Source organism: Paracoccus sp. TOH (assembly GCF_030388245.1).
GTDB classification, from domain to species: domain Bacteria; phylum Pseudomonadota; class Alphaproteobacteria; order Rhodobacterales; family Rhodobacteraceae; genus Paracoccus; species Paracoccus simplex.
In genome coordinates this window covers 1,002,749-1,027,853 of the sequence record NZ_CP098361.1, presented here as the reverse complement: position 1 = coordinate 1,027,853, position 25,105 = coordinate 1,002,749, and the positions used below count along the sequence as shown (strand labels likewise).

The window sequence follows — 25,105 nt, the reverse complement described above, 5'->3', positions numbered from 1 at the left end:
GTGGGGGCCGATCAGCACCATTAGGACACGATACCGCACCGCTCCCTTCTGAAAGGAACGCAACAAGCGCTGCAAAGAGACATTCTGTTTTGACGTCCTATCGCTGGCGACGATACCGCAAGAGCTCCACCAATGCCGAAAGTGCCGCCGATTTCTGGCTCCTGCTCGGATAGTAAAGGTGGTAGCCCGACCAAATGGGACAAAATTCAGCCAGGCATGGCTCCAGCCGTCCGGAGGACAAGTGCTCGGCGACATGCGATTCGAAGGTATACGCCAGGCCCAATCCGGCCAATGCAGCCTCGATCATAACCGGCGCGTCGTTGAAGTCTGCCGGCCCTTGGACCGGAATCTCGATGGTTCGTTCCCTCTGGTGGAACATCCAGCGGAATAGATCGCCATGGCTGGCGGTGCGGTAGTTAAGGCAGTCGTGCGCGGCAAGATCATCAAGCCGGTTGGGGTAACCCCGCCGGGCATAGTAGGCAGGAGCCGCGACTATCGCCGCCTTCATGTCGGGACCGACCGGAACGGCGACCATGTCCTTTTCAAGATGGGTGCCGAAACGGATGCCGGCATCGAAACCTCCCTTGACGACGTCTGTGAACCGGTCGCTGACATGAAGGTCGACCTTTACGCCGGGATGGCGCGCCAGGAATCGAGACAGTGCTGGTACAAGGATCGCGCGGGCCGGATACTCCATCGCCGTCAGCCGCAATGTGCCTGATGGCTGGCCACGCTCCTGGCGAATTTCCGACAATCCGCTCTCGATCTGGCGCAGGGCGGGAGCGACCTGTTGGAGCAGGCGCTGCCCGACCTCGGTCGGTCGGACGCTACGCGTCGACCGCGCAAGCAAGGTAATCCCGAGCCGCGCCTCCAGAGCGCCGACAGCCTGACTGAGACCGGATTGCGCACGCCCCATACGTGACGCAGCTCGGGTGAAACTGCCCGCCTCGACAACGGCTTGAAAGATAAGCAGGTCGGCAATGTCGCGACGATCCATTCATCACCTTTTGCGATAGGGCCAATCAAACAAATCACCCTAGCAGATAGCAGTGCGTGATCCCAGATTGTCGTTGAACTCACGTCCAGTCGGAAACTTGAAATGAAACAGATCGGAACCCTTCTGGCATCGCTCGGCATCGCGGTTGCCACCACGGTGATCCTTCCCAATACGGCGGCTGCACAGCGTTCGTTCCACGAGGCCGTTGCGTCGCTGAAGCCGTATGTTGCCGCTGGCCGCCTTCGCGTGTTCACCGACAATGCCAGCCCCATCCCTGGCTTCGGCTCGATCTTGCGCCCGGCTCACACAACCCGTCACAGCTCGATCGTCGTCGAGAGCAGGGGCGACACGTTCGTCGTTTGGGGCGACATCATCCACGGAGACGCCGTTCAGTTCGACGAGCCGAACACCGCCATCGACTTCGACGTGTACTCGCCCGTCGCGACCGTCACGCGGCGCGAGGCCCTGATCCATGTCGCCGAGCACGGTACCGGGTTGCCGGTGCAAACCTGCCGTTCCCGGGCATCAGCCATGTTCGAGCCGGCAACAACGAGTTCGATTGGGTGCCTGTGAACTATAGCGCTGCCGGCGGCTGACCACGCCTCGCGCCGTGGCGGGCATCAATGGCGAGCCGCAGTACCACTCACATCCGCCTGCGTCCGAACCAGGAACGGACAGGGCGAGAGGGAGGCGTCCCTGAACATCCAAGCAATGTAGAAAGGAATGACCCGATGAGAGCTATCATAGTACTGACATCGCACGACAAACTCGGAAACACCGGCAAGAAAACCGGCTTCTGGCTCGAAGAGCTTGCGGCGCCCTATTACGTCTTCAAGGACGCCGGCGCGGAAATCATCCTTGTCTCTCCGAAAGGCGGGCAGCCACCGCTTGATCCGAAGAGCAACGAGCGGGACTTCCAGACCGACGACACACGTCGCTTCCTAGCTGATCCCGAGGCGCTGGCGGCGCTGGCAAGCACCGCAAAACTGTCGGAAATCTCTGAGGTCGACTTTGACATCTTCTTCTATCCCGGCGGTCATGGCCCACTCTGGGACCTGACCGAGGATCGCAATTCGATCACTCTGATCGAAAGCGCTTATGGCGCGGGCAAACCTGTTGCCCTGGTCTGCCACGCGCCGGGTGTCCTGCGCCATGTGAAGGGCCGCGACGGGAAGCCGCTCGTCTCCGGCAAGAGGGTGACTGGCTTCACCAATTCCGAAGAGGCCGCGGTCGGTCTGACCGACGTGGTCCCGTTCCTGGTCGAGGACGCGCTCAAGCAGATCGGCGGGGACTTTTCCGCCGCTGACGATTGGAACGTGCACGTCGTCCGGGACGGCCAGTTGATCACCGGACAAAACCCGGCGTCTTCAGCGGAAGCCGCGCACCTGGCTCTTCGCGCTGTGGCGCGCGCGGCCCGATGACCGTTCCCCGATGACCGTTCATCGTCAAATCGTGCGAGCCGTCCACCAATTCCGCAGATCAAGGCCTTTTCAAGGGGCTGCGCCCGCCCGCGCTGGCGCTCGGAAGCAGCATGCAACAAGGAGCCAATTGTGACCACCCCATCCAACCATCGGCGCGGGAGCGCGGGTTTCCTTTCCCGGCGGCATGTTCTCGCCGTCGGCGCAGGGGCGGCGGCATTGCCTTTCCTCGCACCTGTCCTTGCCGGGGCGGCCGAACAACCGGCCGCGACGCCTATTCACCCCACCCACAATGGAGCAACGACTATGTCCACCATGACCACCTCCGACGGCACGCGGATCTTCTACAAGGACTGGGGGCCGAAGGATGCCCAGCCGATCGTCTTCCATCACGGTTGGCCGCTCAGCGCCGACGACTGGGACAGCCAGATGCTGTTCTTCCTGTCGCAGGGCTATCGCGTGGTCGCCCATGACCGCCGCGGGCATGGCCGGTCCGACCAGACCGACACGGGCAACGAGATGGACACCTACGCCGCCGACGTGGCCGAGCTGGCCCGCGCGCTCGATCTCAAGAACGCCGTGCATGTCGGCCACTCGACGGGCGGTGGCGAGGTCGTGCGTTATGTCGCCCGCGCCGAGCCCGGCCGGGTCGCAAAGGCGGTCGTGATCAACGGCGTGCCGCCGATCATGCTGAAGACCGAGGCCAATCCGGATGGTCTGCCGATGGAGGTGTTCGACGGCTTCCGCAAGGCTCTGGCCGCGAACCGGGCGCAGTTCTTCATCGATGTTCCCTCGGGGCCGTTCTACGGTTTCAACCGTGAGGGCGCCAAGGTCAGCCAGGGGCTCATCGACAATTGGTGGCGCCAGGGCATAGCGGGCGGCGTCAAGGCACAATACGATTGCATCACGGCTTTTTCGGAGACTGACTTCACCGAGGATCTGAAGGCGATATCCTTGCCGGTTCTGGTCATGCACGGGACCGATGATCAGGTGGTTCCGATCGACAACGCGGCTCACAAGGCGATCAAGCTGCTGACGAACGGCACGCTCAAGACCTATGACGGCCTGTCGCATGGGATGTTCTCGACCCACCCCGAACTGATCAACGCCGATCTGCTGGCTTTCGTCCGCGCCTGATCCAGTCCTTTGCCGGACCGCCTGCCCGGTCCGGCAAAGGTTGTTCCGGGCCTTGTGGCCCAAGACCCAACGTCCCCACAGGAGACTGACTGTGCCCAAACGGAAACTCGTCGCTGCGATGGCGATGACCCTGGCGACCGCCGCGCCGGCGCCGCTTGCCGCGGCCGAAAAGCCCGGCATTGTTCTGGTCCACGGCGCCGTCATGGACGGTTCGACCTGGCGGCCGGTCCACGACCGCCTGGCTGGAGAAGGATATCGCGTCAGCATCGTGCAGATGCCGCTGACCGGGTTCGACAAGGACGTCGCCGCCACAAAACGCGTGCTTGCCATGCAGGATCGTCCGGTCGTTCTCGTCGGCCACAGCTACGGCGGCGCCGTCATTTCGGTCGCCGGCGCAGATCCGAACGTCAAGGCGCTCGTCTACGTCGCCGCGTTCCAGCCCGACGCCGGGGAAAGCATCGCGGCTCTCAATGCCAGGTTCCCGATGGCAAGCCACATCAAGGACGTTGGCGGCGGCTATATGATCGTCGAGCCGACTGCGCTTCACAACGACGTTGCCGCCGATCTTTCCGAGGCTGACGCCGCCTTCCTTGCCGCGGCGCAGACAGCGACGGCTGTTTCATCCTTCGGGGCCGTATTGCCGGCAGCCGCTTGGCGCCACAAGCCCAGCTACGGCATCGTCGCGACGCAGGACCGGACCGTCTCGGCGGATCTGCAGCGCTTCATGTTCGAACGTTCCTACTTCAGGACCGCGGTCGCCGCCCGTGCGCTTGGCAACGGCATGACGGGCGCCGCTGCCAGGCCGCGTTCAACGAACCTGGCGTTCTCGACGCGATCACTGGCCCGGGATGCGGTAGGCGTCTTGTGACGCTCGTGGGAGTGGGTCACGCCGCTGGGGCGGCGTCCATCGCGCGATGGAGCCGCGTCAATTCCTCCAGCCCTTGTTGCCAACTTACCGGAGGGATGTAACCAAGCTCTCTCTCCGCCTTGGCAATGTCGAGCGTGATCTCGACCGCGCTGGTGGCATATTCCTGAAAGCTGAGCGGCCCGCGTATCCTTCCGCCGCTGATCCGGAACTAACCGTCCCCGATCCGCGCCATGACTTTCAGTAAGCCGCGCGGCACCGATTTTTCGGGCGGATGAAGGCCCTGGGTCGCCAGAAATCCCGTTGCGGTCTCGCGGAATGGTCGCGCCGGGCCATCGCTGATATGATAGATTTCTCCGCTTTTCCCGCGGATCAGGGCCACGTCCACGGCATGGCAGAGATTATCGATATGCATGGTCGAGCTGAGGTAACTGCCACCCGATATCCACGCAAATTTACCCGACCGGACGGTGCTAGTCAGTCTCGGGAGAGCAGTTCCATCGTCGCGACCCCAGACGAAACGCGGGCGAAGCACGACAACGCGGAACGCGTCGGACGCGAGAGCTCGGGCGATCTGCTCCGCGTTGGCCTTGCCTTGCGAATAGGCCCCGGCCGGGGTTCGGGGGTAGGGGGCCGTCTCGTTCACATTGCAAAAGGGGCGCCCCTTCTTGCAGGACCGAATCCGTGCTGAGATGAACGGCTACTGCGATCCCCGCCTCTCGTGCGGCTTCTAGAACGCGGCGTGTACCCGCAATGTTGTCGTATTCGGCCTTGCGGCCGGGGCCGTGCTCTCCACCATGCCGTGTTGATATCCGATCCGGATCACTTCGCGGATGTTAAGGTCCGTGCCGTTCCTGTTACCCTTCGGCCAGGATACCCAGAGCCGCCCTTTGGGCGCGACATGGGTTTTGAGGACAGGAAACTGCTCGTTCAGGTCCGATGCCGTCAGAACGAAGAGATGGACGTGATCAAACCTCCCGTCCAGGGAGGCTGGGACATCCAGTTCCGGCAACTTCATTGCGGCGTGCACATCAGCCGGCGCGCCGATGAAATAGGCTCGGGAACCCGCTTTCAGTCCCATTTTCTCCGCAACTGTACGCACCGGCGACCTCTTAACGCAGCTGGCTTCTGCACCGCATTCAGGACGCCGAAAATCCATCGTGGAAGGCAACGCTTCCAGATACTTCGGAACCGTCGAGAGACAGTTTCATGAAGTATTTCGGAGGAACCCCCTCGTATCGCACGGCGGGGTTTTGCTCGAACCCAAATCGCCGATAATAGGCGGGGTCGCCAAGGACGACGCAGCCGCTGGCCCCAGCAGCTTTCAACTGATCCAGACCCGCCCGGATCAGCATTCCGCCAATGCCGTTCCCTTGAAACTCGGGCCTGACGGAAACGGGGCCGAGACCGAACCAGCCAATCTCGGTGCCATTGATCGTGACCGGCGAGAAAACGATATGTCCGACTATGTCGCCTTCGGCTGTCGCGACAAGGGAAATGGTGAGAGCATTGCTTGCCCGCAGGGCGTCGATGATCGCTCCTTCGGTCCCGGAGCTGTGTTCGGCGCCCTTGAACGCGGCCTCCGTCACCTGGCGGATATCCCGCGTATCTCCCGGATGTTCAGGCCGAATCTGGCACTTCATTGCTTCTGTTCCTTTGAAGGCTCTTTCGGCTTGGCGACGCAGCCGAAATAGGTGAGGTAAAGGCCGATCGCGGTGAGCAACGCGAACCCGCCTCTCATGATACTCGAATGCGGGGTGGAGGCCGCAACGCCCTGCTCAATCAGCTCTGGCACCGCCATGAGCATGGCTCCGCGAATTGCCAGAAACCACCCGAAGAGCGAAACCAGGATGGCTGCGAGGCCGCGCCAAAGCTGGTGAAATGCGAAGATCGCAAGGCCGCTTCCAAGTAAGATGCCGCCCGACATCCACACCATGGCGTCGTTTTCGAAGTATCCGGCCAGGGCCGATGTCATTGTCGGTACGCGATAGATGACGATGATGGTCACGATCGTGATATAGGGCCCGATGAAGCGCGCGATGGCACGGGTGCGGAGATCATATTCGTTCCTGTCAAGCATCTTACCTCTCAGAACGGCAGTATATCGACCCTACACCAATCGCTGCCCGTCGTCACAGCACGAGAGGGAAAATCATGGAAGCGCTTAGGATCTTTGTATTTTTGATCGAGCATTGACAGCGGCGTGCTGTCCACAGATTACCTTTGTCGATCCTTCGGGGGCGAAGATCAGGACGGGTTCGTTATTGACCAAAGCTACTGCTCCCAAATCGAACACGCTCCGGATTCCGGCTCCAACGGCGCGCGTCCACCGCCAGCTTTCGCTGCCGCAGCTATGGTGACTTCATCAGCATCAAGCACGACATCGGGATCGAGAAGGGCCATCAACCCTTTGAAGTCCCCGTTGCGTGACGCGGCGACGAAGGCGGTAACGATTTCTCGGCGCCGGGCCCGCTAGCGCCGATCTCGGTTGGAGCCCCTGTGAGACGCCGCCGGGCCCGACTTGCGAGCTGACGGGTTGCTGCCGGTGACCGTCCGATTATCGGCGCAATGTGATCGAACTGCACCGCGAACAGGTCGTGAAGGACGAGGCAAAGCCGTGCGACGATCGTCGTGAGCCAATTGCGCAGGCTATGGACTTCCGAAACATCCGAATGCGCTATCCGCAGCCAGGCGTCTTGCACAGCATCATCCGCCTGGCCGTCCGAGCCGAGGATACGACGGGCAACAAATCGCAGGTAGTCGCGATGCTGCTCGAAATGCCGCACGAGGTCATTTTCGTCGCTCATATGCCCCTTACCGTCTGGTGTCCTCATGAAGATGACGCCTGGCCTTCGACAGATGTGACAGCCTGTCGAAAAAAGGTCCGGCGACGAGCCTGACCCTGCGTCCCGGCCATTGGTCACATCCGCCTCGCCGGCACCGTCACCCCTAGGACGGAATGGATCCGTGCCAAGGACAGGAGCGACCAATGAAAGTACGCATGGAAAACCCGACAGCCCACCTGACGGGTCCGGTGAACGCGATGAAAGCGATTCAGCAACTGGTGGGCCATCCACACAGCGCCGGTGTTGATGCCGGGGTCATTCACCTTACGCATCTGCGGGTAAGCCAGATCAATGGCGCAGTTTTGCGTTCACAGCGCGGCCAGGCATGGCCAGCAGTCCGGGATCGGCGAAGAACGGCTATTTGCGGTTGCAGCCTGGCGGGACGCCCCCTTTTTCTCTGACGCAGAACGGGCCGCGTTGGGCCTGGCGGAGGCCATGACCCGAATTGCCGACCGGGAGGCCCTGGTTTCAGACGGGATCTAGGCTGAGGTTCATGTGCATTTCGGAGAGCGGGAGGCTGCCGCTCTGGTGCTTCGGATTTCCACCATCAATCTGTTCAACCGCTTCAATGTCGCGACTCGGCAGATTGCGGGTTCGGCGGCGTGGTAGGATGCGCCTGATTCCGCCGGCTCCACGTCGCTGAGCCGAAAATGACAGCCGTTGGATGCCGTTATTTCGGCAGCCAACGGTATGCTGGGCTTGCCTGGAAAGCTATGCTTCATCCTGCGTTGCTTGAACCAGGAATTCAATGAAGGCGCGGACCTTGGGCAGAAGGTAGCGGCGCGACGGATAAACGGCGTAGATGGCGGTCTGCACCGGCGTCCAATCGTCCATGGCGGTGGCCAGACGGCCGGTGGCAATATCGTCCGCGACATACTGCCGAGGAATGAGGCTCAACCCAAAACCCGCCAGCAGGGCATCGCGAACGGCAAGCCCGCTTGTCACCTTGTACCGACCGTTGATCGGCACCCGCTCCATCTCCCCGCCTTTGGCGAACTCCCATTCATGCGCATGGTCCGACAGAGTGAACCGGATGCAGTCATCCCACATTCTCCAAGTAAGTCGCTGATTTCGCTGTCGTAATCGTGATATTTCGCATATAAATCATGGCGTTGACGGCTGCGAGGGGCGCGTTTCATGGATCACCTGGAGGGTGCGGGCTTGGCGCGGGGAGATCGGGTTGATTTCGACCGCCGTGTGCGTCTGGAGTTCCGTGGTGCGCAGATCAGTTCAGACGGTGGCCTGCTGGTGATGCGCGAGCTTGATGACGTGCTCGGCCTGTCCAATCTGGCGTCGGAGGCGCTGCGAGACAGCCGCACCGGGAAGAACACGCTCCATCGGCTTGACGGATTGTTCCGGCAATCGGTGTTCGGACGACTGGCCGGATACGAGGATGTGAACGATGCCGACCGCTTGGCCCTCGATCCCGTGATGCGTCAGGTCGTTGGCGGCAGGGCCGTCGAGGCGCAAGCTGCTTCGGCATCGCAGATGGGACGGTTCGAGACCGAGACGCTGGCTCTGGCCGCGAACCGGGCGGCGCTGGCCGATCTGAACGGCCAATGGATCGACCGGTTTCATGACCGCAACGGGTTGAAATACATCGTGCTGGACATGGACAGCTCGGTCAGCCCCACCCACGGCGATCAGGAAGGTGCTGCCTGGAACGGGCATTTCGACTGCACCTGCTATCACCCCATCTTCTTGTTCAACCAGTTTGGCATGCTGGAGCGCTGCGCCCTGCGTAACGGCAATGTCCACAGCGCCGATGGCTGGCGGGATGTCCTTGATCCCGTCATTGCCCGATATGCTGGCCGCGACCTTGGTGGACGCTTCTTCCGGGCCGACGCTGCCTACGCGATCCCCGCGATCTATATGCGGCTGGAAGAAGCCAGGTTCTTCTACGCCATCCGTCTGCCCGCCAACGCCGTCTTGCGCGAGAAGATCGCGCATCGGCTGACACGGCCCGTGGGACGGCCTTCGCTGACCAAGGTCAAACGGTTCTTCGAGGACTTCGAGTATCAGGCGGCGTCCTGGGACAAGCCGCGCCGCGTCATCGCCAAGATCGAATGGCATCCGGGCGAGCTGTTCCCCAAAGTCGGCTTCATCGTCACCAACCTGCCGATGGAGCCAGACTGGGTGGTGAGGTTCTACAACCAGCGCGGCACCGCAGAGCAGCACATCAAGGAAGGCAAATATGCCTTTCGCTGGACGCGGCTGTCATGCCGGAAGTTCCGGCACAACGAGGTGCGGCTGCAACTGCACGCGCTGGCCTACAACCTGGCAACCTTCCTGCGCTGCATCGAACTGCCCGAGGCCATGGCGGACTGGTCGTTGACCAGCCTGCAACTCAAGCTGATCAAGATCGGCGCCCGCGTCGTCCGCCACGCCCGCGCCATTACCTTCCAGTTGGCCGAGGTCGCCGTCACCGGCCCGATGGTGCGGGCCGTCCTTGCCGCCATCCGCCGTCTTCGAACGCCTCCGTCATGCGCATGACCACGATCCATGCCCAAGCTGAACGAAAGCGGCAGGACAGGTCCGTCTGCCGCGCGGAAAAGCGGCTCTGCCGGGCCAGAATGCTGCGGGTTCGAGGCTTGATCCACCCGACTTCGGCCGTTTGCGCGACGACAGACACCGCTCGGGGCGAAAAACGCTTGCCCAGCGAGCAAAATCAGGCGATCTTGAAGTCAAGCGGCAGGCCACTTGGGGAATGTCGGGTCATGTGCTTTCAAATCCTGCGGCACAAGCGGCTTGCCGTGGCGCTCGAAGTAATCGGGCGATGCGCAGACGACGTGATGGAGTGTCATGAGTTTCCTGGCGACAAGGCTGGAATCCTCAAGACGATCGCTGCCGCGAATGGCCAGATCGAACCCCTCCTTCACGACATCGACGCGCCGATCGTCGAGTTGAAGATCCAGAACGAGATCGGGGTATTCCCTCAGGAAGCCTATGATCCCTGCCGAGAGCCGAGTGAGAGTGAACGTCAGCGGTGCGCTGACGCGAAGCAATCCGCTGGGCTTGCGCTGCAGCGGCCCAAGCGATTGGTCCGCTTCGGCGAGGTCGTCGAGAATACGCGCGACCTGCTCGAAATACCGCTGACCGGCCTCGGTTAGGCTCATGCTGCGCGTGGTGCGGTTGATGAGCCTGATCTTCAGGTGTTCTTCCAGCTCCCTGACATTCTTGCTGACGGCCGCCGGGGACAAGCCCATGCGACGGGCGGCCTCGGCGAAGGAAGCATGTTCCACGACGGCGCGGAACACGTGCAGGGCAACCATGTGATCCATTATTATGCACCATAAGTATACAGTATCCAAACTGGATAGAAGATTATCAACTTTTCAGAAACATCCTAACGAAGGCGTAAGGAAATCGGCTGCAGAAAGGACCGATATGAACGACGCCGTCATCGCCGCCATCACCCGTCGCGTTTCCGCTGGTCGCTTCGCCCCGGACGGCAACGTCTCCGACAAGCAGATCCACGACCTTGCGGAACTCGCGACCCGCGCGCCTACTGCCTACAACCTGCAGAACTGGCGGATGATCGCGGTCCGGTCGGCCGCGGCGAAAGCACGGCTGAAGGCGGTGGCGTTCGGTCAGGCCAAGATTGAGGAATCCGCCGTAACCTTCATCATCTGTGGGCAGGCCCCGTCGCATCGGGAACTTGGCGAGCGTTTGCTGCCTGCCGTCGAAGCCGGTTTCCTGCCGTCATCCGTCGTCGAAAACTGGATCGCAGCGGTCAAACAATCCTATGACGGCAATGCCATGATGCAGCGCGATGAAGCGATCCGCTCGGCGACACTTGGCGCGGCCTTTCTGATCTTTGCGGCTGAAGCATACGGCCTCGCCTCATGCCATGGGAGGATTCGACGCCGAACGGTTGGCGCGCGCCTTCATGCTCGAGGAAGGGGAGACCCCGTTGCTCTTGGTCGCCATCGGACACGGCACCCGGGAGAACTAGCCCCAGAAACCGCGCATGCCCGTCGCGCGCTTCGTCACCACTGTTTAGGCGTATGGCCAAGGGTCCAGCCATGACAAAGACTTCGGATGTTTTCCTGACCGCAACTGCGCCGGCCGTGTGGGGCAGTACCTACATCGTGGCGACAGAACTGCTGCCAGACATGTCTCCGCTGGCGGTCGCTGCGATCCGCGCATTGCCTGCAGGGGTGCTGCTTCTTCTTGTCGTGCGGCAATTGCCAGCCGGAATCTGGCTTTTGCGTTCATTCGTCCTTGGCGCGCTCAACTTTTCAATCTTCTGGGCTCTGCTCTTTGTCGCAGCCTATCGCTTGCCTGGGGGAATCGCCGCGACAGTCGGGGCGGTTCAGCCGCTGATCGTGATCTTCGTCGCCGCCGCCATATTGGGCACGCGGATAAGGCCTCTCGCGATAACAGCGGCCGTCGCCGGCATTGCCGGCGTCGCACTCCTTGTACTGCGCAGCGAAGCGGCTCTCGACCCGATGGGAATTGCCGCGGCGGTCGCCGGTGCCTTCTCCATGGCTTTCGGAACCGTCCTCACGCGCAAATGGCAACCGCCGGTCTCGGCGCTGACACTCACCGCATGGCAGCTTTCGGCGGGCGGCTTGTTGCTGATGCCGGTGGTGCTGCTGACGGCCCCGCCGATGCCGGCTTTCACGATGGCCAATGCGATTGGAAGCGCCTATCTCGTGGTCTTCACCGCGCTCACCTACGTCCTGTGGTTTCGCGGCGTTGCAAGACTCGACACGACCGCTGTGTCGTCTCTGGGCTTCCTGAGCCCGCTTACCGCCATACTGCTCGGCTGGGCGGTTCTTGGCCAGGCCTTGGCCTCGCTGCAATTCATCGGCGCGGTGATCGTCTTGGTCAGCATATGGATAAGTCAACGAAGCGCGCGCCGGTCTTTGGCAAAGACCAGCTCGGGCAGCAGATCGCCCAAGCTCGCTGATTGACATGGCGAATCGGCAAGTGATCGGGTGCTGGGCGGGTCCGACGCCGCAATCGCAACAAAATGTGCCGCACAAATTGACAAAACCCGCCCGATGCCGCCCGATAGGGTCATCGCAGCGAACGGGTTTTGGGAACGGGATGCGGCGCCTTGGCGCTGGCGTCTCCGCAACCGGACCGTCCGTCGCTGCCCCAAGTGATAGAAACCAAGGAATTCGCCATGAGTTGCGCCTGCGGACATAACCACAATCACGCCCCCCCGATCGCCCGGGGCGGCGAGAAGATCCGGCTGGAACAGCCGCTGGTCTCGCTTTCCGGCCGGTTGATCTGCAAGGACGCCGCGCAGATGCTTCTGGCCCTGGACCTGCTGACCGAACATGTCGAGCTGAGCCGGGCCGAACCCGGCAATCTGCGCTTCGACCTTGCCCAGGCCGACGATCCGCTGGTCTGGGAGTTGAACGAGCTATATGCCGACGATACCGCGTTTCAGGCGCATCGCGACCGGCTGCGCGACAGCCGCTGGGGGCGGGAAAGCCACGGCATCGAACGCGACTTCACCCGCGCCGAGCCCGCGCCCCGCATTCGCGCCGAGGGGTCACATGACCGCGCCGCCATCGCCGCGCTGCTGACCCGCGCCTTCGACGGCGAGACCGAAGCGCGCCTGGTCGAGGCGCTGCGGGCCGAGGACAGCCTTGCCCTGTCGCTGGTCGCCGAGGCGGAAGGCACCGTCATCGGCCATGTCGCCCTGTCGCCGCTTCAGGCCGAAACGCCGGCCTTGGCGCTGGCGCCGCTGGCCGTGCATCCCGCCGTGCAATCGCGCGGGATCGGCGAGGCGCTGGTCCGGGCCGCGCTTGCCGCATTCGACGACCATGCCATCGTCGTCCTGGGCGATCCGGGCTATTACGGCCGCTTCGGCTTCACGCCGGCCGAACTGGATTCGCCCTATGCCGGGCCGCATCTGATGGCGCTGGGGCCGCAGCTGCCCGCCGGCAGCCGCATCGCCCATGCCCCGGCCTTCGCCGCGCTTTAATCCGCGGCCCCCGGCAGCGGCGTGGCCGTCGCCCGCGTCAGCCGCAGCCGCACGCGCTTGATGCGGCGCGGATCGGCGTCGACGATTTCGAACTCGGCGCCGCTTTCATGCGGGATCACCTCGCCGCGCACCGGCACCCGGCCGGTCAGCATGAAGATCAGCCCGCCCAGCGTGTCGATCTCGTCCTCCTCCTCGTCCGAGGCAAGGCGCAGGCCGGTCTCGGCCTCGACATCCTCCAGCGGGGCGCGGGCCTGGATCAACCATTGGCCGGGCTTTTCGGCGATGCAGAGCCCGCCCTCGATCTCGTCATGCTCGTCCTCGATCTCACCGATGACCTGCTCGATCAGGTCTTCGATGGTCACCAGCCCGTCCACGCCGCCATATTCGTCGATCACCAGCGCCATATGGGTGCGTTTCTGCTGCATCTGCTGCAGCAGCACGCCGATGGGCATCGAGGGCGGGACGTAAAGCAGCGGCCGCAGCATCGGGCGCAGCGCGAACTTCACCGGAACCTGGGCGCCGAAGCCGTATTTCAGCGCCAGATCCTTCAGATGGATCAGCCCCAACGGACTGTCCAGCGTGCCACGGAACACCGGGATGCGGGAAAAGCCATGCTCGCGGAACATCTCGACCAGTTCGGGCAGGGTGGCGTTCACCGGGGCGGCGGCGATTTCGGCCTTGGGGATGGCCACGTCATCGACCCGCATCCGGCGCAGATTGACCATGCCCGGAACCCCGGCCGGCGCCATGGCCGGGGCCTTTTCCTGGCGCTCGGCGGCGGTATCGGCCTCGTCCCCGGCGGCAAAGGCGCCCAGGATGCGCCCGAGAAAGCCGCGCGATAGCGGCAGGTCACGCCCGTCCCCGCCTATGCCATCCGCCCATGAGGCGGGGTCGGCGGAAACCGGCGTGTCGGGACTTCGGTCGTTACTCATGTCTCATGTTCCAGATAGGGGTCGGGGATGCCCAGCTTGCCAAGGATCGAACGCTCGGCATCCTCCATGGTTTCTGCGTCCTGGTCGTCTATATGGTCATAGCCTGCCAGATGCAGAATGGCATGGACCAGAAGATGCGTGGCGTGGTCGGCAAAGGGCTTGCCCTGCGCCTCGGCCTCGCGCTGGCAGGTGTCGTAGGAGATGGCGATGTCGCCCAGTTCCTCGATGCCCGGCAGGTCCGGACGCGTGCCCGGCGGCCGGGGGTCGAATTCCACCGCCGGCCAGCTTAGCACGTTGGTCGGCTTGGGCTTGCCGCGGAACTCGGCGTTCAGTGTCGCGATCCGATCATCGTCGCAGCCCATGACCACCACCTGGAACTCGCCCAGGTCCAGCCATTCGCCCACGGCGCGGGCGGCGCGCTCGGCCATGGCGGGCAGGCCCGCATCCTCCCAGCGGTCATCCTCCAGCACGATATCGACGATCTCCAGCGCCTCCTCGGCGGCGCCCCGGCTGTCAGGCATCGCCCGGCCCCCCGCTTGCCAGCCGCGGCTCGCGGCGCGGGATGCGCTGGCCGCGCTCGTCGAAGACTTCGCCGCGCGCCAGCGCCGCTTCGGCCTCGGAATCGTAAGCCTCGATGATGCGGGCGACCAGATGGTGGCGCACCACGTCCTTGGCGGTGAAGTAGCTGAAGCTGATGCCCTTGATGTCCTTGAGGATCTTCTCGGCGTCGGTCAGGCCGGAATGCACGCCGCGCGGCAGGTCGATCTGGGTGCGGTCGCCGGTGATGACCATGCGCGAGCCTTCGCCCAGACGGGTCAGGAACATCTTCATCTGCATGGTGGTGGCGTTCTGCGCCTCGTCCAGTACCACGAAGGCATTGGCCAGGGTGCGGCCGCGCATGAAGGCCAGAGGCGCGATCTCGATGCGCTTTTCCTCCATCAGCTTCTGCATCTGCTTGCTGGGCAGGAAGTCGTTCAGCGCGTCGTAGAGCGGCTGCATGTAAGGATCGACCTTCTCCTTCATGTCGCCGGGCAGGAAGCCCAACCGCTCGCCGGCCTCGACGGCCGGGCGCGACAGGATGATCTTGTCGACATGGCCGCCGATCAGCATGGTGACGCCCACCGCCACCGCCAGATAGGTCTTGCCGGTGCCGGCCGGGCCGATGCCGAAGGCCAGTTCGTTGGCGAACAGCGCCCGGACATAATCCTTTTGCGCCTCGGTGCGCGGCTCGACGGTCTTCTTGCGGGTGCGCAGCTCGATCGGGCCGGTCTGGAACATTTCCAGCTGCTCGGCCGGGCTGGGGCCGTCGGCCACCGTCTCGGCGCCCATGCGCAGCGCCGCCTCGACCTCGGCCATCTCGACCGGGCGGCCCTGTTCCAGCCTGGCGTAAAGCGCGCGCAGCACCTGCGCCGCCTCGGCCTGGGCATCGACCGGGCCGACGACCGACAACAGGTTGCCGCGTCGCAGGATATGCACCTTCAGCGCCTCCTCGATCCGGGCGAGGTGACGGTCATGCGGGCCGCAAAGGTCGATCAGCAGCCTGTTGTCATGGAATTCCAGCAGGGTTTCGCCGGGGGTCGCGGTCTCGGGGGGCGTGGGGGTCAGACCCAAATTTCACTCCGGGTTCGGATTTTCGGTAACCCATGGTTGCAACTGCGCGGGATTCGCACAAGGGGGGCAGACCGGCTGTTGCGGTTTTGCCAAGCTGTCGGCGGAAAAACGGCCGTCATGCGCCGGGCCCGCGCGCCATGGGCCGGGCGCGGCCGGCGATGAAATCGCGCAGATAGTCGTCCTCGGCCGCGTCCATCCCGGCCACCGGCCCCTGCCAGCGCAGCCGCCCGCGATCCAGCAGCGCCACCCGGTCGGCGATGGCGCGCACCGATGACATGTCATGGGTGATGGTGATGGCGGTGGCGCCGGTCTCGTCCACGATGCCGCGGATCAGCGCGTTGATCGCCGCGGCGCGGATCGGGTCCAGCCCGGTCGTCGGCTCGTCGAAGAAGATCACCCGCGGGTCGGCGGCGATGGCGCGGGCCAGGCCGGCGCGCTTGCGCATCCCGCCCGAGAGTTCCGCCGGGTAAAGATCCGCCACCTCGGGGCCAAGGCCGACGCGGGCCAGCTTTTCGACGGCGATGGCGCGGGCGCGGGTCTTCGGCATCGACCGCAGCAGGCGAAAGGCGACATTGCGCCAGATCGGCAGGCTGTCGAACAGCGCCGCGTTCTGGAACAGCATGCCGAAATGATCCATGAAGGCGCGCCGCTGCCCGGCCAGCGGCCGGCCCTGCCACAGGATCGTGCCGGCATCCGGCGTCTCGAGCCCTAGGATGCAGCGCAAAAGCACCGACTTGCCGGTGCCCGAGCCGCCGATCACCACCAGGCTCTCGCCCTCGGCCAGGTCCAGGTCGACGCCATCGAGCACCGGCTTGGCGCCGAAACTCTTGGACAGGCCGCGCACCGCCAGCATCAGAAGAACAGCCCGGTCAGGGCGAAATTGGCGGCCAGGATGCCGACCGAGGCCGCGACCACGGCATTGGTCGTCGCCCGCCCCACCCCGGCCGCGCCGCCGCCGGCGGTCATGCCGAACCAGCAGCCCGACAGCGCCACGATCAGGCCGAAGACCGTGCCCTTGAGCAGGCCCGAGACCACGTCCCAGCTTTCCAGATAGGCCCAGGAATTCGACAGGTAGGTGGCCGAATTGAATCCCAGCGCCTGCACGCCGATCAGCCAGCCGCCCATGATGCCGATCACGTCGCCCACGCCCACCAGCACCGGCAGGCACAGGATCGCCGCCCAAAGCCGGGGCGAGACCAGCCAACCGACCGGATCGGTCGAAAGCGTCACCAGGGCGTCGATCTGCTCGGTCACGCGCATGGTGCCAAGCTCGGCTGCGATGGCCGAGGCGACGCGGGCGGCGACCATCAGCCCGCCCAGCACCGGGCCAAGCTCGCGCGCCATGCCGATGGCGACGATGGCCGGCACCACGTCGCCGGCCTGGAAGCGCTGGCCGCCGGAATGGATCTGCAAGGCCAGCGCCGCCCCGGTGAACAGCGCCGTCAGCCCCACCACCGGCAAGGACAGCCAGCCGATATGCAGGATCTGCCGCGCCAGTTCCGAAGGGTGCTGACCCAGCCGCGCCAGGCCACGGCCGGCGAACAGCGTCACCCGCCCGGTCGCGCGGGTCAGGCCGATGGCCGCCCGCCCGATCAGCCGGACCGGGTTCACAGCCAGCGACGCTCGTAGCGCCGGCCCAGCAAGGTCAGGATCTCGTAGCCGATGGTGCCGGCCAGCGCCGCCAGGTCGTCGACCCCCTGCCGGGCGTTCAGGATCTCCAGCGCCGGGGGAACGTCGGGCAGATCGGTCACATCCACGGTGATCAGGTCCATCGAGATGCGGCCGATCACCGGGCAGGCCCGTCCGCCCGCCCAGAGGCGCAGCCGGCCCTCGCGCGCCAGCGCCCGCGCCAGACCGTCGGCATAGCCCGCCGCCACGGTGGCGACGCGGGCCGGACGCCCGGCGGTCCAGCTGTAGCCGTAGCCCACGGATTCGCCGGGCTTCACCTCGCGCGTCTGGATCACCGGCAGCGACAGCGTCACCACCGGCCGGGCCTCGGCGAAGGGCTCGCCGCCGTAAAGGCCGATGCCGGGGCGCACCAGATCGAAATGATAATCCGGCCCCAGCAGGATGCCGCCGGTCGCCGCCAGCGAGCGCGGCGCGGTCACGCCCTCGGTCATCGCCCGGAAGGCGGCAAGCTGCTGGGCATTGGCCGGATGGTCCGGCTCGTCGGCGCAGGCCAGATGCGACATGACCAGCTGCGGCCCGGCGGCCAGCGCCTCGGCCCGCACGGCGGCCCATTCGCCGGGCTCGAAGCCCAGCCGGTTCATGCCGCTGTCAAGCTGGATGCCGAACGGCCCGCGCGGCCGCAGCGCCCGGTCGCGGAAGAATTGCTCGGGACTGTTCAGCAGCGGAATCAGCCCGGCCAGATCCTCGCCCTCCATATGGCCCGACAGCACGAAGACGCGCGCGTCCTCGGGCAGCAGCGGCCGGATCGCCCGCCCCTCGGCCGCCAGGGCGACGAAGAAATCCCGCGCCCCCGCCTCGTAGAGCGCGGGCGCGACGCGCGCCGCGCCCAGACCATAGGCATCGGCCTTGACGACCGCCGCCGCCCGCGCGCCGGGGGCCCTGGCCGCAAGCGCCTTCCAATTGGCCGCGATGGCCGGAATATCGATGACGAGTCCCATGCCAGCGGCATGGCCCCTGCCCATCCCGTCGTCAAGATGCCGGGGCGAAGAATCTGCCCCAGGGCCGCGCGCCGGCCGGAAAGCTTGGTCTTTCCTTCGCGGTGCGGCACCGTTAGCCTCGCTACCAAAGACGGCATTCGACCAAGGGGCATGACATGAAACTCGGCTTGATCTTTGCGGGCAGCCTCTTGCTGCTGGCCGCCTGCGGCGTCCGCGACGAATACGGCGAAATCATCGCCCGCTCGACCCCGCCCAGCGCGGCGCTGCGGGCCGAACTGGCCGCTGGCGCCGCCCGGCTGGCCTATGACCCGGCCTCGATCCGCAATGCCGAGATCTCGAACGTGGCGAGCTTCGGCGACGGCGTGCAAGGGGTCTGCGTCCGGGCGGACAGCAAGAACGTCTCGGGCATCTATACCGGCGTGCACAATATCGGCATCCCGCTGCGCGACGGCAAGCCGGCCGGCGGGACGCTGGATCATCCGATCTGCAACCGCAGCGACGTGCCCTGGCACGAGTTCCCGGAACTGGAGCGGCTGGGCGCGAAATAGCCCCCGGCCCATCCCCGCAACCGCCCCTTGGGGCGGGGGGTCAGGCCACCAGCTCGCCCGCCAGCGAATTCGGGGCGCTGTGGGTGATGCGCACCCGGACCAGATCGCCGACCGCGGCCTGCGGCGCCTCGACGAAGACCGCGTGCAGATAGTCCGACTTGCCCACCATCTGGCCGGGCAGCCGGCCGGGCTTCTCAAACAGCACGCCCAGCTCGCGCCCGACCATGCCCTGCTGCGCCGCCTTCTGCTGGCTGGTCAGCAGCGCCTGCAGCTCGTGCAGGCGGGCATCGGCGGTGTCGCCGTCGATCTCGGGCCGCTCATAGGCCGGGGTGCCGGGGCGCGGCGAATACTTGAAGCTGAAGGCGGTGCCGAAATTCACCGCCCGCACCAGCGACAAGGTGTCGCGGTGGTCCTGCTCGGTCTCGCCGGGGAAGCCGACGATGAAATCGCTGGTCAGCATGATGTCGGGCCGCGCCTCGCGGATGCGGTCGATCAGCCGCAGATACTGGTCCACCGTATGCTTGCGGTTCATCGCCTTGAGGATGCGGTCGCTGCCCGACTGCACCGGCAGGTGCAGATAGGGCATCAGCTTCGGCTCGTCGCGATGCGCCGCGATCAGGTCGCCCGACATGTCGTTCGGGTGGCTGGTGGTATAGCGGATGCGGTCCAGCCCGTCGATTTCCGCAATCGCCCGGATCAGCCGGCCGAAGCCCCATTCGGCCCCTTCGGGCCCCTCGCCGTGCCAGCCATTGACGTTCTGGCCCAGCAGCGTGATCTCGCGCACGCCGCGGGCGACGAGATCGCGCGCCTCGGAGAGGATGCGCGACACCGGGCGCGAGACTTCGGCCCCGCGCGTATAGGGCACCACGCAGAAGGCGCAGAACTTGTCGCAGCCCTCCTGCACGGTCAGGAAGGCGGCGGGGGCGCGGCGAGTGGCGGCGGGTTTCGGCAGGTGCTCGAACTTGTCCTCGGCCGGGAATTCGGTATCGACGCCGCGCCCGGCGCGGGCCATGGCCGGCAGGCGGTGATAAGCCTGCGGGCCGACCACCAGATCAACGATGGGCATGCGGCGCTGGATCTCGGCGCCCTCGGCCTGGGCCACGCAGCCGGCGACGCCGATCTTCAGGTCCGGCCGCTCGGCCTTCAAGGGCTTCAGCCGGCCGAGGTCGGAATACAGCTTCTCGGCGGCCTTTTCGCGAATATGGCAGGTGTTCAGCAGCACCATGTCCGCCTCGGCCTGGTTCTCGGTCAGGACATAGCCCTCGGCGCCCATGGCCTCGGCCATGCGCTGGCTGTCATAGACGTTCATCTGGCAGCCATAGGTCTTGATGAAAAGCTTCTTCGCCGCCGGGGTATTGGCTTGGTCCGTCATGCCGTGCTGTCCTTGGAGTTGCGGCGCTGATACAGCAAGACAGGGGCTTTGGAAAGCGGGGCGCAAGGAATGACCGACCTGACCGAACTGCCGAATATCGGCCCCGCCACCGCCCGGGCGCTGGTCGCGGCCGGGGTCGCGGATGCGCGGGCGCTGCGGGCCATGGGCGCGCACGCGGCCTATCGCGCCCTGTTGCTGGCCGGGGAACGACCGCATTTCATCGGCTATTACGTCTTGCACATGGCGCTGCAGGGCCGGCCCTGGAACGATTGCCGGGGCGAGGAAAAGGCCCGGCTGCGCCGGGATTTCGACGCGCTGCTGGCCGAGATGCGCCGCACCGGCCCCGCCGCCATCGAGGCCGCCCTGCGCGAGATCGGCCTGGTTGCGCCTCAGCCTTAGCCCGCCTCGCGCAGCTGACGCGCCAGGAACCGGCCGGCGCGGCGCCACGCCTCATCATTGTCGCCGCGGAAGTTCAGTTCCTTGTGCAGGATCAGCCTCTCGTCCTTCAGGTCCACCAGCGAGGCGAAGATCTGCAGGATCAGCGTGCTGGATTTCTGCACCACCACGAACAGCCCGCGATCGCCGCCCTGGTCGCGCAGCAGCGTGACCAGGCAATCCGCGGTCTCGCGCGGGCATGCCGCGGCCACCTCGCCGGGGGCGACCGGCGTGCCCGCCATCTCCTCGGCCAGCACCGAGGCCAGCAGCGCCTGCCGGCGGTCGTGATCCGCGCTTTGGTCCCGGGCCTCGTGCGAGGTGTCGAGCAATTTCACCGGCGCGATCATCAGCCCCTCGGCCAGCGTCGGCAGCGGCGCAAGCAGCGAAAGCAGCGAAAGCAGCGACAGGGCCAGAAGCGGCTTGCGCATGGCATCCTCCTTGGCGGGGTTCGTCCCGACCATATTGCGCCCCGTCCCCGGATGCGGCAACCGGGCGGAAGGTCTGGACCCCTTCCCCCGCGGCGCGGGGCCCCATTGAACGGGCCGGGGTGGCCGGCTAGCCTCGACCGCAAGGATGATCATGGAGGCGGCAATGAACCAACCGCAAAGCTGGGAAGCCCGGGCCGAGGAATATTCGCTCTACGGCTTTACCGACATGCCCTCGGTGCACCAGCGGGGCACGGTCGTGGTGACGCATGGCGAGGGGCCCTATGTCTTCGACGTGCATGGCAGGCGCTACCTGGACGCCAATTCCGGCCTGTGGAACATGGTGGCGGGCTTCGACCATCGCGGGCTGATCGAGGCCGCCAAGGCGCAGTACGAGCGTTTCCCCGGCTATCATGCTTTTTTCGGCCGCATGTCCGACCAGACGGTGATGCTGTCGGAAAAGCTGGTCGAGGTCTCGCCCTTCGCCTCGGGCAAGGTGTTCTACACCAATTCCGGCTCCGAGGCGAACGACACCATGGTCAAGATGCTGTGGTTCCTGCACCGGGCCGAAGGCAAGCCGCAGCGCCGCAAGATCCTGACGCGCTGGAACGCCTATCACGGCGTCACCGCCGTCTCGGCCAGCATGACGGGCAAGCCCTATAACGAGGTGTTCGGCCTGCCGCTGCCCGGTTTCATCCACCTGACCTGCCCGCATTACTGGCGCTTTGGCGAAGCGGGCGAGACCGAAGCGCAGTTCGTCGCCCGCCTGGCGCGCGAGCTCGAGGACACCATCGCCCGCGAGGGCGCCGACACCATCGCCGGCTTCTTCGCCGAGCCGGTGATGGGCGCCGGCGGCGTCATTCCCCCGGCGCGCGGCTATTTCCAGGCCATCCAGCCGATCCTGAGAAAACACGGCATCCCGCTGATCTCGGACGAGGTGATCTGCGGCTTCGGACGCACCGGCCAGACCTGGGGCTGCGAGACCTATGACTTCATCCCCGATGCGATCATTTCCTCGAAGAACCTGACGGCGGGCTTCTTCCCGATGGGCGCGGTGATCCTTGGCCCCGACCTGGCCGGCCGCGTCGAAGCCGCCGTCGAGGCCATCGAGGAATTCCCGCACGGCTTCACCGCCTCGGGCCATCCGGTCGGCTGCGCCATCGCGCTGAAGGCCATCGACGTGGTGATGAACGAGGGGCTGGCCGAGAACGTCAACCGCCTCGCCCCGCGTTTCGAGGAGAACCTGCGCCGCCTGGCCGAAAAGCCGAATATCGGCGAGTATCGCGGCGTCGGCTTCATGTGGGCGCTGGAGGCGGTCCGGGACAAGCCCACCAAGACCCCCTTCGACGCGAAGCTGTCGGTCAGCGAGCGCATCGCCAACACCTGCACCGACCTGGGGTTGATCTGCCGGCCTCTGGGCCAATCGGTGGTGCTGTGCCCGCCCTTCATCCTGACCGAGGCGCAGATGGACGAGATGTTCGGAAAGCTGGAACAGGCACTCGACAAGGTCTTCGCCGAGGTCGCCTGACCGGCATGAAAAGCGCCCCCGCAAAGGTCGGGGGCGCCGTCCGCCAAGCGGAGCGTTGAAGGGGGCGTTACTGGGGCAGCTGCGCCGCAGCCTGCTCGACCGCCGCGGCGATCTGGGTGCAGAGCGCGGCCACCTCGGCGCCCTGCGCCTTGGCTGCGTCGGCCAGCGATTGCTCGACGCCCATGGCGCTGACCGTGCCGGTCTTGCCCTTCTCATAGGCGGCCTCGACCGCTGCGGCGTCCTGGGCGGCCGGCAGCATGGCCATGATCTTGCCCTGGGTCTCGGCCGCCTTGCCGTCGATATGCCCCTCGGCCTGGCAATATTCCAGCACGCCCAGCTGGTTCTTCGCCGCCGCGACCGCCATGTCGGGGTTCGGCGCGGTCTGCGCCAGCGCCGCGCCGCCAAGCAGCGCCAGCGTCAGGGTCGGGACAAGAATGCGTCTCATAAGGATCTCCTGAAAATCGGCCGGCGGCTTGCCGGTGCGCCATTGGCATGCATCGGCGCGGCGCCCGCAATGCGCAGCTTTACCGATAGGAGCCATCCCGCCGATCCCGGACCCGGCGCGCTACCACGGATCGCCGCCGCCCAGCACCGCGCGGGCCATCTGCACCCGCTCGGGGCGCAACCCCGCAGCCTGGACGAAATCCAGCACGCGCTGGTCCTGCTCCAGCAGGAAGTCCAGCACGAAAAGGGCGAATTCCGGCCGCACCGCCATGGCGCGCAACCCGGCCACGTCGCTGCCCGACTGCGCCAGCAGCGCCGCCACCAGGTCGGGCTCGGCCGCGATATGGGCAAAGCCCGAATCCGCGATGTCGCGCGCTTCTCTCGGTGTCATTCCGCTCTCGCTTTCGTGAAGGCCGGCAGCGATTTCTGCAGCGCCGGAAAGGATTTGTTAACCATTCCTGCGCAAGATGCGGGCCAGGGCAGCAGGTGTAAAGCGGGCGCAAGCATGGCGGGGCGGATTCTGGTCGTTGACGGCGTGCCGACGAACCGCATCACCATGAAGGTGCGGCTGGCCTCGGCCTGCCACGAGGTGGCGACCGCCGCCTCGGGCCAGGACGCGCTGCGCATGGCGCGGCTGATCCATCCCCGCATCGTGCTGATCGGCGCCAACCTGCCCGACATGGACGGGCCGGCGCTTTGCGCGGCGCTGCGCGCCCTGCCGCAGGGGGCCGAAACGCCGGTGCTGGTCCAGGCGCGGGGCGAGGACCGGGTCGCGGCGCTGAGCGCCGGCGCCTCGGGCCTGATCGAGCCGAACGACGCCGACCTCACCCTGCTGGCCCGCATCCGCGGGCTGATGCGGCACGAGCCGGGGGCAGAGACCGGGGCGCTGGAAGCCCCGGTGTCCGGCCTGGCCGAAGCGGCGGCGGGCTTTGCCCATGACGACCGGCCGCGCGCCGTCTTCGTCGCCGACAGCCCGGCCACGGCGCTGGGCTGGCGCCATGCCCTGCAGGGCCGGGTCGGCTTCGCCATCGCCATCGCCGAGCCCGAGCGCGCGCTGGCCGAGGCGGCCTCGGATCGGGTGGCCGATCTCTACCTGATCGCGGCGGATGTGCAGCAGCCGGGCGACGGGCTGCGGCTGCTTTCGGAACTGCGCTCGCGCCCGCATTCGCGCGATGCCGCCTTCGTCGTCGCCCTGCGCCCCGAGCGGGCCGAGATGGCGCCGGTGGCGCTGGATCTCGGCGCGGGCGACGTGCTGGCCTGGAGCCTGGCCAGCCCCGGGACGGCGCCCGAGGCGGCGATGCGGCTGGAAGCGCAGCTCGCGCGCAAGCGCGAGGCCGACCGTCGCCGGCACGAGACCCGGCGCAACATGCGCTGGGCGATGACCGACCCGCTGACCGGGCTGCACAATCGCCGCTATGCCCTGCCCCGCCTGGCCGAGCTGGCGGCCGAGGCGCAGGAGGCGGGCCGCGACTTTGCGGTGATGCTGCTGGACATCGACCGCTTCAAGCAGGTGAACGACGTCTACGGCCATCCCGCCGGCGATGCGGTGCTGGGCGAGGTGGCGACCCGCCTCGCCTCGGCCCTGCCCGCGGATGCGCTGCTGGCCCGCATCGGCGGCGAGGAATTCCTGGTGGCGCTGCCCGACTGCCCGGCCCGCAGCGCCCGCCGCGTGGCCGAGGCGCTGCGCCAGGCGGTGATGGCCGAGCCGGTCTGCCTGCCGCCCGGCTGCGACAGCGCCGCGCTGGGCGTCACCGTCTCGGTCGGTGTGGCGGTCGGACAGGCCGGCCCCGGCTGCGGATGGCCGGCCGAGCCGGAAACCCTGCTGGCCTGCGCCGACCGCGCGCTGCTGAACGCGAAATCCTCGGGCCGCAACCGCATCGTCGTCGCGCCGCAGATGGCCCACGCCTGATGCCCAAGCCGGTGCCGGGCCGGCCCCGCGTTCCGGCCTGCGACGCTTTGTCGCTTCCGACCGAAGC

General features: G+C 65.9%; 31 protein-coding genes. 13 read left to right on the top strand and 18 right to left on the bottom strand.

Going from position 1 to position 25,105, the window contains the following annotated elements; genetic code table 11:
- Nucleotides 1-97: 97 nt before the first annotated feature.
- The gene (locus tag NBE95_RS15715) at nucleotides 98-997 is read right to left on the bottom strand and encodes a LysR family transcriptional regulator (protein ID WP_289895174.1); all 900 of its coding nucleotides are present in this window, start codon (nucleotides 995-997) and stop codon (nucleotides 98-100) included.
- A gap of 102 nt (nucleotides 998-1,099) precedes the next feature.
- Between NBE95_RS15715 and NBE95_RS15710 the strand changes: the two genes are divergently transcribed.
- The 4 genes from NBE95_RS15710 to NBE95_RS15695 all read left to right on the top strand — a co-directional run bounded on the left by NBE95_RS15710 (nucleotide 1,100) and on the right by NBE95_RS15695 (nucleotide 4,420).
- Nucleotides 1,100-1,570 (top strand): hypothetical protein, encoded by a 471-nt coding sequence (locus NBE95_RS15710; RefSeq protein ID WP_289895173.1) that lies wholly within the window; start codon nucleotides 1,100-1,102, stop codon nucleotides 1,568-1,570.
- Nucleotides 1,571-1,728: 158 nt separating this feature from the next.
- Entirely contained in the window at nucleotides 1,729-2,418 is a 690-nt protein-coding gene (locus NBE95_RS15705) for a type 1 glutamine amidotransferase domain-containing protein (RefSeq protein WP_289895171.1), read from the top strand.
- 303 nt (nucleotides 2,419-2,721) lie between these two features.
- Nucleotides 2,722-3,552 (top strand): alpha/beta hydrolase, encoded by an 831-nt coding sequence (locus NBE95_RS15700; protein WP_354670372.1) that lies wholly within the window; start codon nucleotides 2,722-2,724, stop codon nucleotides 3,550-3,552.
- 118 nt (nucleotides 3,553-3,670) lie between these two features.
- Nucleotides 3,671-4,420, top strand: coding sequence for an alpha/beta hydrolase (locus NBE95_RS15695; RefSeq protein WP_289895168.1), 750 nt, complete (start codon nucleotides 3,671-3,673; stop codon nucleotides 4,418-4,420).
- 208 nt (nucleotides 4,421-4,628) lie between these two features.
- Here NBE95_RS15695 and NBE95_RS15690 read toward each other — a convergent pair whose 3' ends face one another.
- From NBE95_RS15690 to NBE95_RS22430, 5 genes are all read right to left on the bottom strand, one after another.
- A complete protein-coding gene (locus tag NBE95_RS15690; protein ID WP_289895167.1) occupies nucleotides 4,629-5,063 on the bottom strand; it encodes a hypothetical protein in 435 nt (144 codons plus the stop codon).
- An 84-nt stretch (nucleotides 5,064-5,147) separates the two neighbouring features.
- Nucleotides 5,148-5,498, bottom strand: coding sequence for a hypothetical protein (locus NBE95_RS15685; RefSeq protein WP_289895166.1), 351 nt, complete (start codon nucleotides 5,496-5,498; stop codon nucleotides 5,148-5,150).
- Nucleotides 5,499-5,556: 58 nt separating this feature from the next.
- Nucleotides 5,557-6,060, bottom strand: coding sequence for an N-acetyltransferase (locus NBE95_RS15680; RefSeq protein ID WP_289895165.1), 504 nt, complete (start codon nucleotides 6,058-6,060; stop codon nucleotides 5,557-5,559).
- Nucleotides 6,057-6,497 (bottom strand): hypothetical protein, encoded by a 441-nt coding sequence (locus NBE95_RS15675; protein ID WP_289895163.1) that lies wholly within the window; start codon nucleotides 6,495-6,497, stop codon nucleotides 6,057-6,059. The genes NBE95_RS15680 and NBE95_RS15675 overlap by 4 nt, the downstream gene beginning before the upstream one ends.
- 322 nt (nucleotides 6,498-6,819) lie before the next feature.
- The gene (locus NBE95_RS22430; RefSeq protein ID WP_354670360.1) at nucleotides 6,820-7,224 is read right to left on the bottom strand and encodes a sigma factor; all 405 of its coding nucleotides are present in this window, start codon (nucleotides 7,222-7,224) and stop codon (nucleotides 6,820-6,822) included.
- A gap of 182 nt (nucleotides 7,225-7,406) precedes the next feature.
- Here NBE95_RS22430 and NBE95_RS15665 point away from each other — a divergent pair, with 182 nt between their 5' ends.
- The gene (locus tag NBE95_RS15665) at nucleotides 7,407-7,664 is read left to right on the top strand and encodes a hypothetical protein (protein ID WP_289895161.1); all 258 of its coding nucleotides are present in this window, start codon (nucleotides 7,407-7,409) and stop codon (nucleotides 7,662-7,664) included.
- A 310-nt stretch (nucleotides 7,665-7,974) separates the two neighbouring features.
- Here NBE95_RS15665 and NBE95_RS15660 read toward each other — a convergent pair whose 3' ends face one another.
- Nucleotides 7,975-8,313 carry a LysR substrate-binding domain-containing protein gene (locus tag NBE95_RS15660; RefSeq protein WP_289895160.1) on the bottom strand — a complete coding sequence of 113 codons (339 nt, stop codon included), beginning with the start codon at nucleotides 8,311-8,313 and terminating at the stop codon, nucleotides 7,975-7,977.
- An 87-nt stretch (nucleotides 8,314-8,400) separates the two neighbouring features.
- On the opposite strand from NBE95_RS15660, the gene NBE95_RS15655 reads away from it, so the two are divergent.
- The gene (locus NBE95_RS15655) at nucleotides 8,401-9,756 is read left to right on the top strand and encodes an IS1380-like element ISPme1 family transposase (RefSeq protein ID WP_012112698.1); all 1,356 of its coding nucleotides are present in this window, start codon (nucleotides 8,401-8,403) and stop codon (nucleotides 9,754-9,756) included.
- A gap of 191 nt (nucleotides 9,757-9,947) precedes the next feature.
- Here NBE95_RS15655 and NBE95_RS15650 read toward each other — a convergent pair whose 3' ends face one another.
- Nucleotides 9,948-10,544, bottom strand: coding sequence for a LysR family transcriptional regulator (locus NBE95_RS15650; protein ID WP_289895159.1), 597 nt, complete (start codon nucleotides 10,542-10,544; stop codon nucleotides 9,948-9,950).
- A 106-nt stretch (nucleotides 10,545-10,650) separates the two neighbouring features.
- Between NBE95_RS15650 and NBE95_RS15645 the strand changes: the two genes are divergently transcribed.
- The 3 genes from NBE95_RS15645 to NBE95_RS15635 all read left to right on the top strand — a co-directional run bounded on the left by NBE95_RS15645 (nucleotide 10,651) and on the right by NBE95_RS15635 (nucleotide 13,207).
- Entirely contained in the window at nucleotides 10,651-11,292 is a 642-nt protein-coding gene (locus NBE95_RS15645) for a nitroreductase family protein (protein WP_289895157.1), read from the top strand.
- Complete coding sequence (locus NBE95_RS15640; RefSeq protein WP_289895156.1) at nucleotides 11,289-12,182, top strand: EamA family transporter; 894 nt, start codon at nucleotides 11,289-11,291, stop codon at nucleotides 12,180-12,182. Before NBE95_RS15645 ends, NBE95_RS15640 begins: the two co-directional genes overlap by 4 nt.
- A gap of 215 nt (nucleotides 12,183-12,397) precedes the next feature.
- Entirely contained in the window at nucleotides 12,398-13,207 is an 810-nt protein-coding gene (locus NBE95_RS15635; protein ID WP_289895154.1) for a GNAT family N-acetyltransferase, read from the top strand.
- On the opposite strand, the gene NBE95_RS15630 is transcribed toward NBE95_RS15635, so the two are convergent.
- The 6 genes from NBE95_RS15630 to alr form a co-directional block, all read right to left on the bottom strand.
- Nucleotides 13,204-14,139 (bottom strand): hemolysin family protein, encoded by a 936-nt coding sequence (locus NBE95_RS15630; RefSeq protein WP_289895153.1) that lies wholly within the window; start codon nucleotides 14,137-14,139, stop codon nucleotides 13,204-13,206. The two genes, NBE95_RS15635 and NBE95_RS15630, sit on opposite strands and share 4 nt — an antisense overlap.
- The gene (gene ybeY / locus NBE95_RS15625; protein ID WP_289895152.1) at nucleotides 14,136-14,660 is read right to left on the bottom strand and encodes an rRNA maturation RNase YbeY; all 525 of its coding nucleotides are present in this window, start codon (nucleotides 14,658-14,660) and stop codon (nucleotides 14,136-14,138) included. The genes NBE95_RS15630 and ybeY overlap by 4 nt, the downstream gene beginning before the upstream one ends.
- The gene (locus NBE95_RS15620; protein WP_289895151.1) at nucleotides 14,653-15,750 is read right to left on the bottom strand and encodes a PhoH family protein; all 1,098 of its coding nucleotides are present in this window, start codon (nucleotides 15,748-15,750) and stop codon (nucleotides 14,653-14,655) included. The genes ybeY and NBE95_RS15620 overlap by 8 nt, the downstream gene beginning before the upstream one ends.
- 115 nt (nucleotides 15,751-15,865) lie before the next feature.
- The gene (locus tag NBE95_RS15615) at nucleotides 15,866-16,603 is read right to left on the bottom strand and encodes an ATP-binding cassette domain-containing protein (RefSeq protein WP_289895150.1); all 738 of its coding nucleotides are present in this window, start codon (nucleotides 16,601-16,603) and stop codon (nucleotides 15,866-15,868) included.
- Nucleotides 16,603-17,361 carry an ABC transporter permease gene (locus tag NBE95_RS15610; protein WP_289895149.1) on the bottom strand — a complete coding sequence of 253 codons (759 nt, stop codon included), beginning with the start codon at nucleotides 17,359-17,361 and terminating at the stop codon, nucleotides 16,603-16,605. The genes NBE95_RS15615 and NBE95_RS15610 overlap by 1 nt, the downstream gene beginning before the upstream one ends.
- Nucleotides 17,358-18,377 (bottom strand): alanine racemase, encoded by a 1,020-nt coding sequence (gene alr, locus NBE95_RS15605; RefSeq protein WP_289895148.1) that lies wholly within the window; start codon nucleotides 18,375-18,377, stop codon nucleotides 17,358-17,360. Before alr ends, NBE95_RS15610 begins: the two co-directional genes overlap by 4 nt.
- A gap of 155 nt (nucleotides 18,378-18,532) precedes the next feature.
- Here alr and NBE95_RS15600 point away from each other — a divergent pair, with 155 nt between their 5' ends.
- Nucleotides 18,533-18,925, top strand: coding sequence for a hypothetical protein (locus NBE95_RS15600; RefSeq protein ID WP_289895147.1), 393 nt, complete (start codon nucleotides 18,533-18,535; stop codon nucleotides 18,923-18,925).
- 40 nt (nucleotides 18,926-18,965) lie between these two features.
- Here the strand turns inward: NBE95_RS15600 and miaB are convergent, their stop codons facing one another.
- Nucleotides 18,966-20,297, bottom strand: coding sequence for a tRNA (N6-isopentenyl adenosine(37)-C2)-methylthiotransferase MiaB (gene miaB, locus NBE95_RS15595; protein WP_289895146.1), 1,332 nt, complete (start codon nucleotides 20,295-20,297; stop codon nucleotides 18,966-18,968).
- Nucleotides 20,298-20,366: 69 nt separating this feature from the next.
- Between miaB and NBE95_RS15590 the strand changes: the two genes are divergently transcribed.
- Complete coding sequence (locus tag NBE95_RS15590; protein WP_289895145.1) at nucleotides 20,367-20,696, top strand: TfoX/Sxy family protein; 330 nt, start codon at nucleotides 20,367-20,369, stop codon at nucleotides 20,694-20,696.
- On the opposite strand, the gene NBE95_RS15585 is transcribed toward NBE95_RS15590, so the two are convergent.
- On the bottom strand, nucleotides 20,693-21,160 hold the full coding sequence (locus tag NBE95_RS15585) for a DUF2380 domain-containing protein (protein WP_289895144.1): 468 nt from the start codon (nucleotides 21,158-21,160) through the stop codon (nucleotides 20,693-20,695). The genes NBE95_RS15590 and NBE95_RS15585 overlap by 4 nt on opposite strands.
- A 163-nt stretch (nucleotides 21,161-21,323) precedes the next feature.
- On the opposite strand from NBE95_RS15585, the gene NBE95_RS15580 reads away from it, so the two are divergent.
- Complete coding sequence (locus NBE95_RS15580) at nucleotides 21,324-22,685, top strand: aminotransferase (protein WP_289895143.1); 1,362 nt, start codon at nucleotides 21,324-21,326, stop codon at nucleotides 22,683-22,685.
- A gap of 67 nt (nucleotides 22,686-22,752) precedes the next feature.
- Here NBE95_RS15580 and NBE95_RS15575 read toward each other — a convergent pair whose 3' ends face one another.
- Nucleotides 22,753-23,130 (bottom strand): pore-forming ESAT-6 family protein, encoded by a 378-nt coding sequence (locus NBE95_RS15575; protein ID WP_289895142.1) that lies wholly within the window; start codon nucleotides 23,128-23,130, stop codon nucleotides 22,753-22,755.
- A 120-nt stretch (nucleotides 23,131-23,250) separates the two neighbouring features.
- A complete protein-coding gene (locus tag NBE95_RS15570) occupies nucleotides 23,251-23,520 on the bottom strand; it encodes a DUF3572 domain-containing protein (protein ID WP_289895141.1) in 270 nt (89 codons plus the stop codon).
- 114 nt (nucleotides 23,521-23,634) lie between these two features.
- Here NBE95_RS15570 and NBE95_RS15565 point away from each other — a divergent pair, with 114 nt between their 5' ends.
- Nucleotides 23,635-25,038, top strand: coding sequence for a diguanylate cyclase (locus NBE95_RS15565; protein ID WP_289895140.1), 1,404 nt, complete (start codon nucleotides 23,635-23,637; stop codon nucleotides 25,036-25,038).
- The last annotated feature ends 67 nt before the right edge of the window (nucleotides 25,039-25,105 follow it).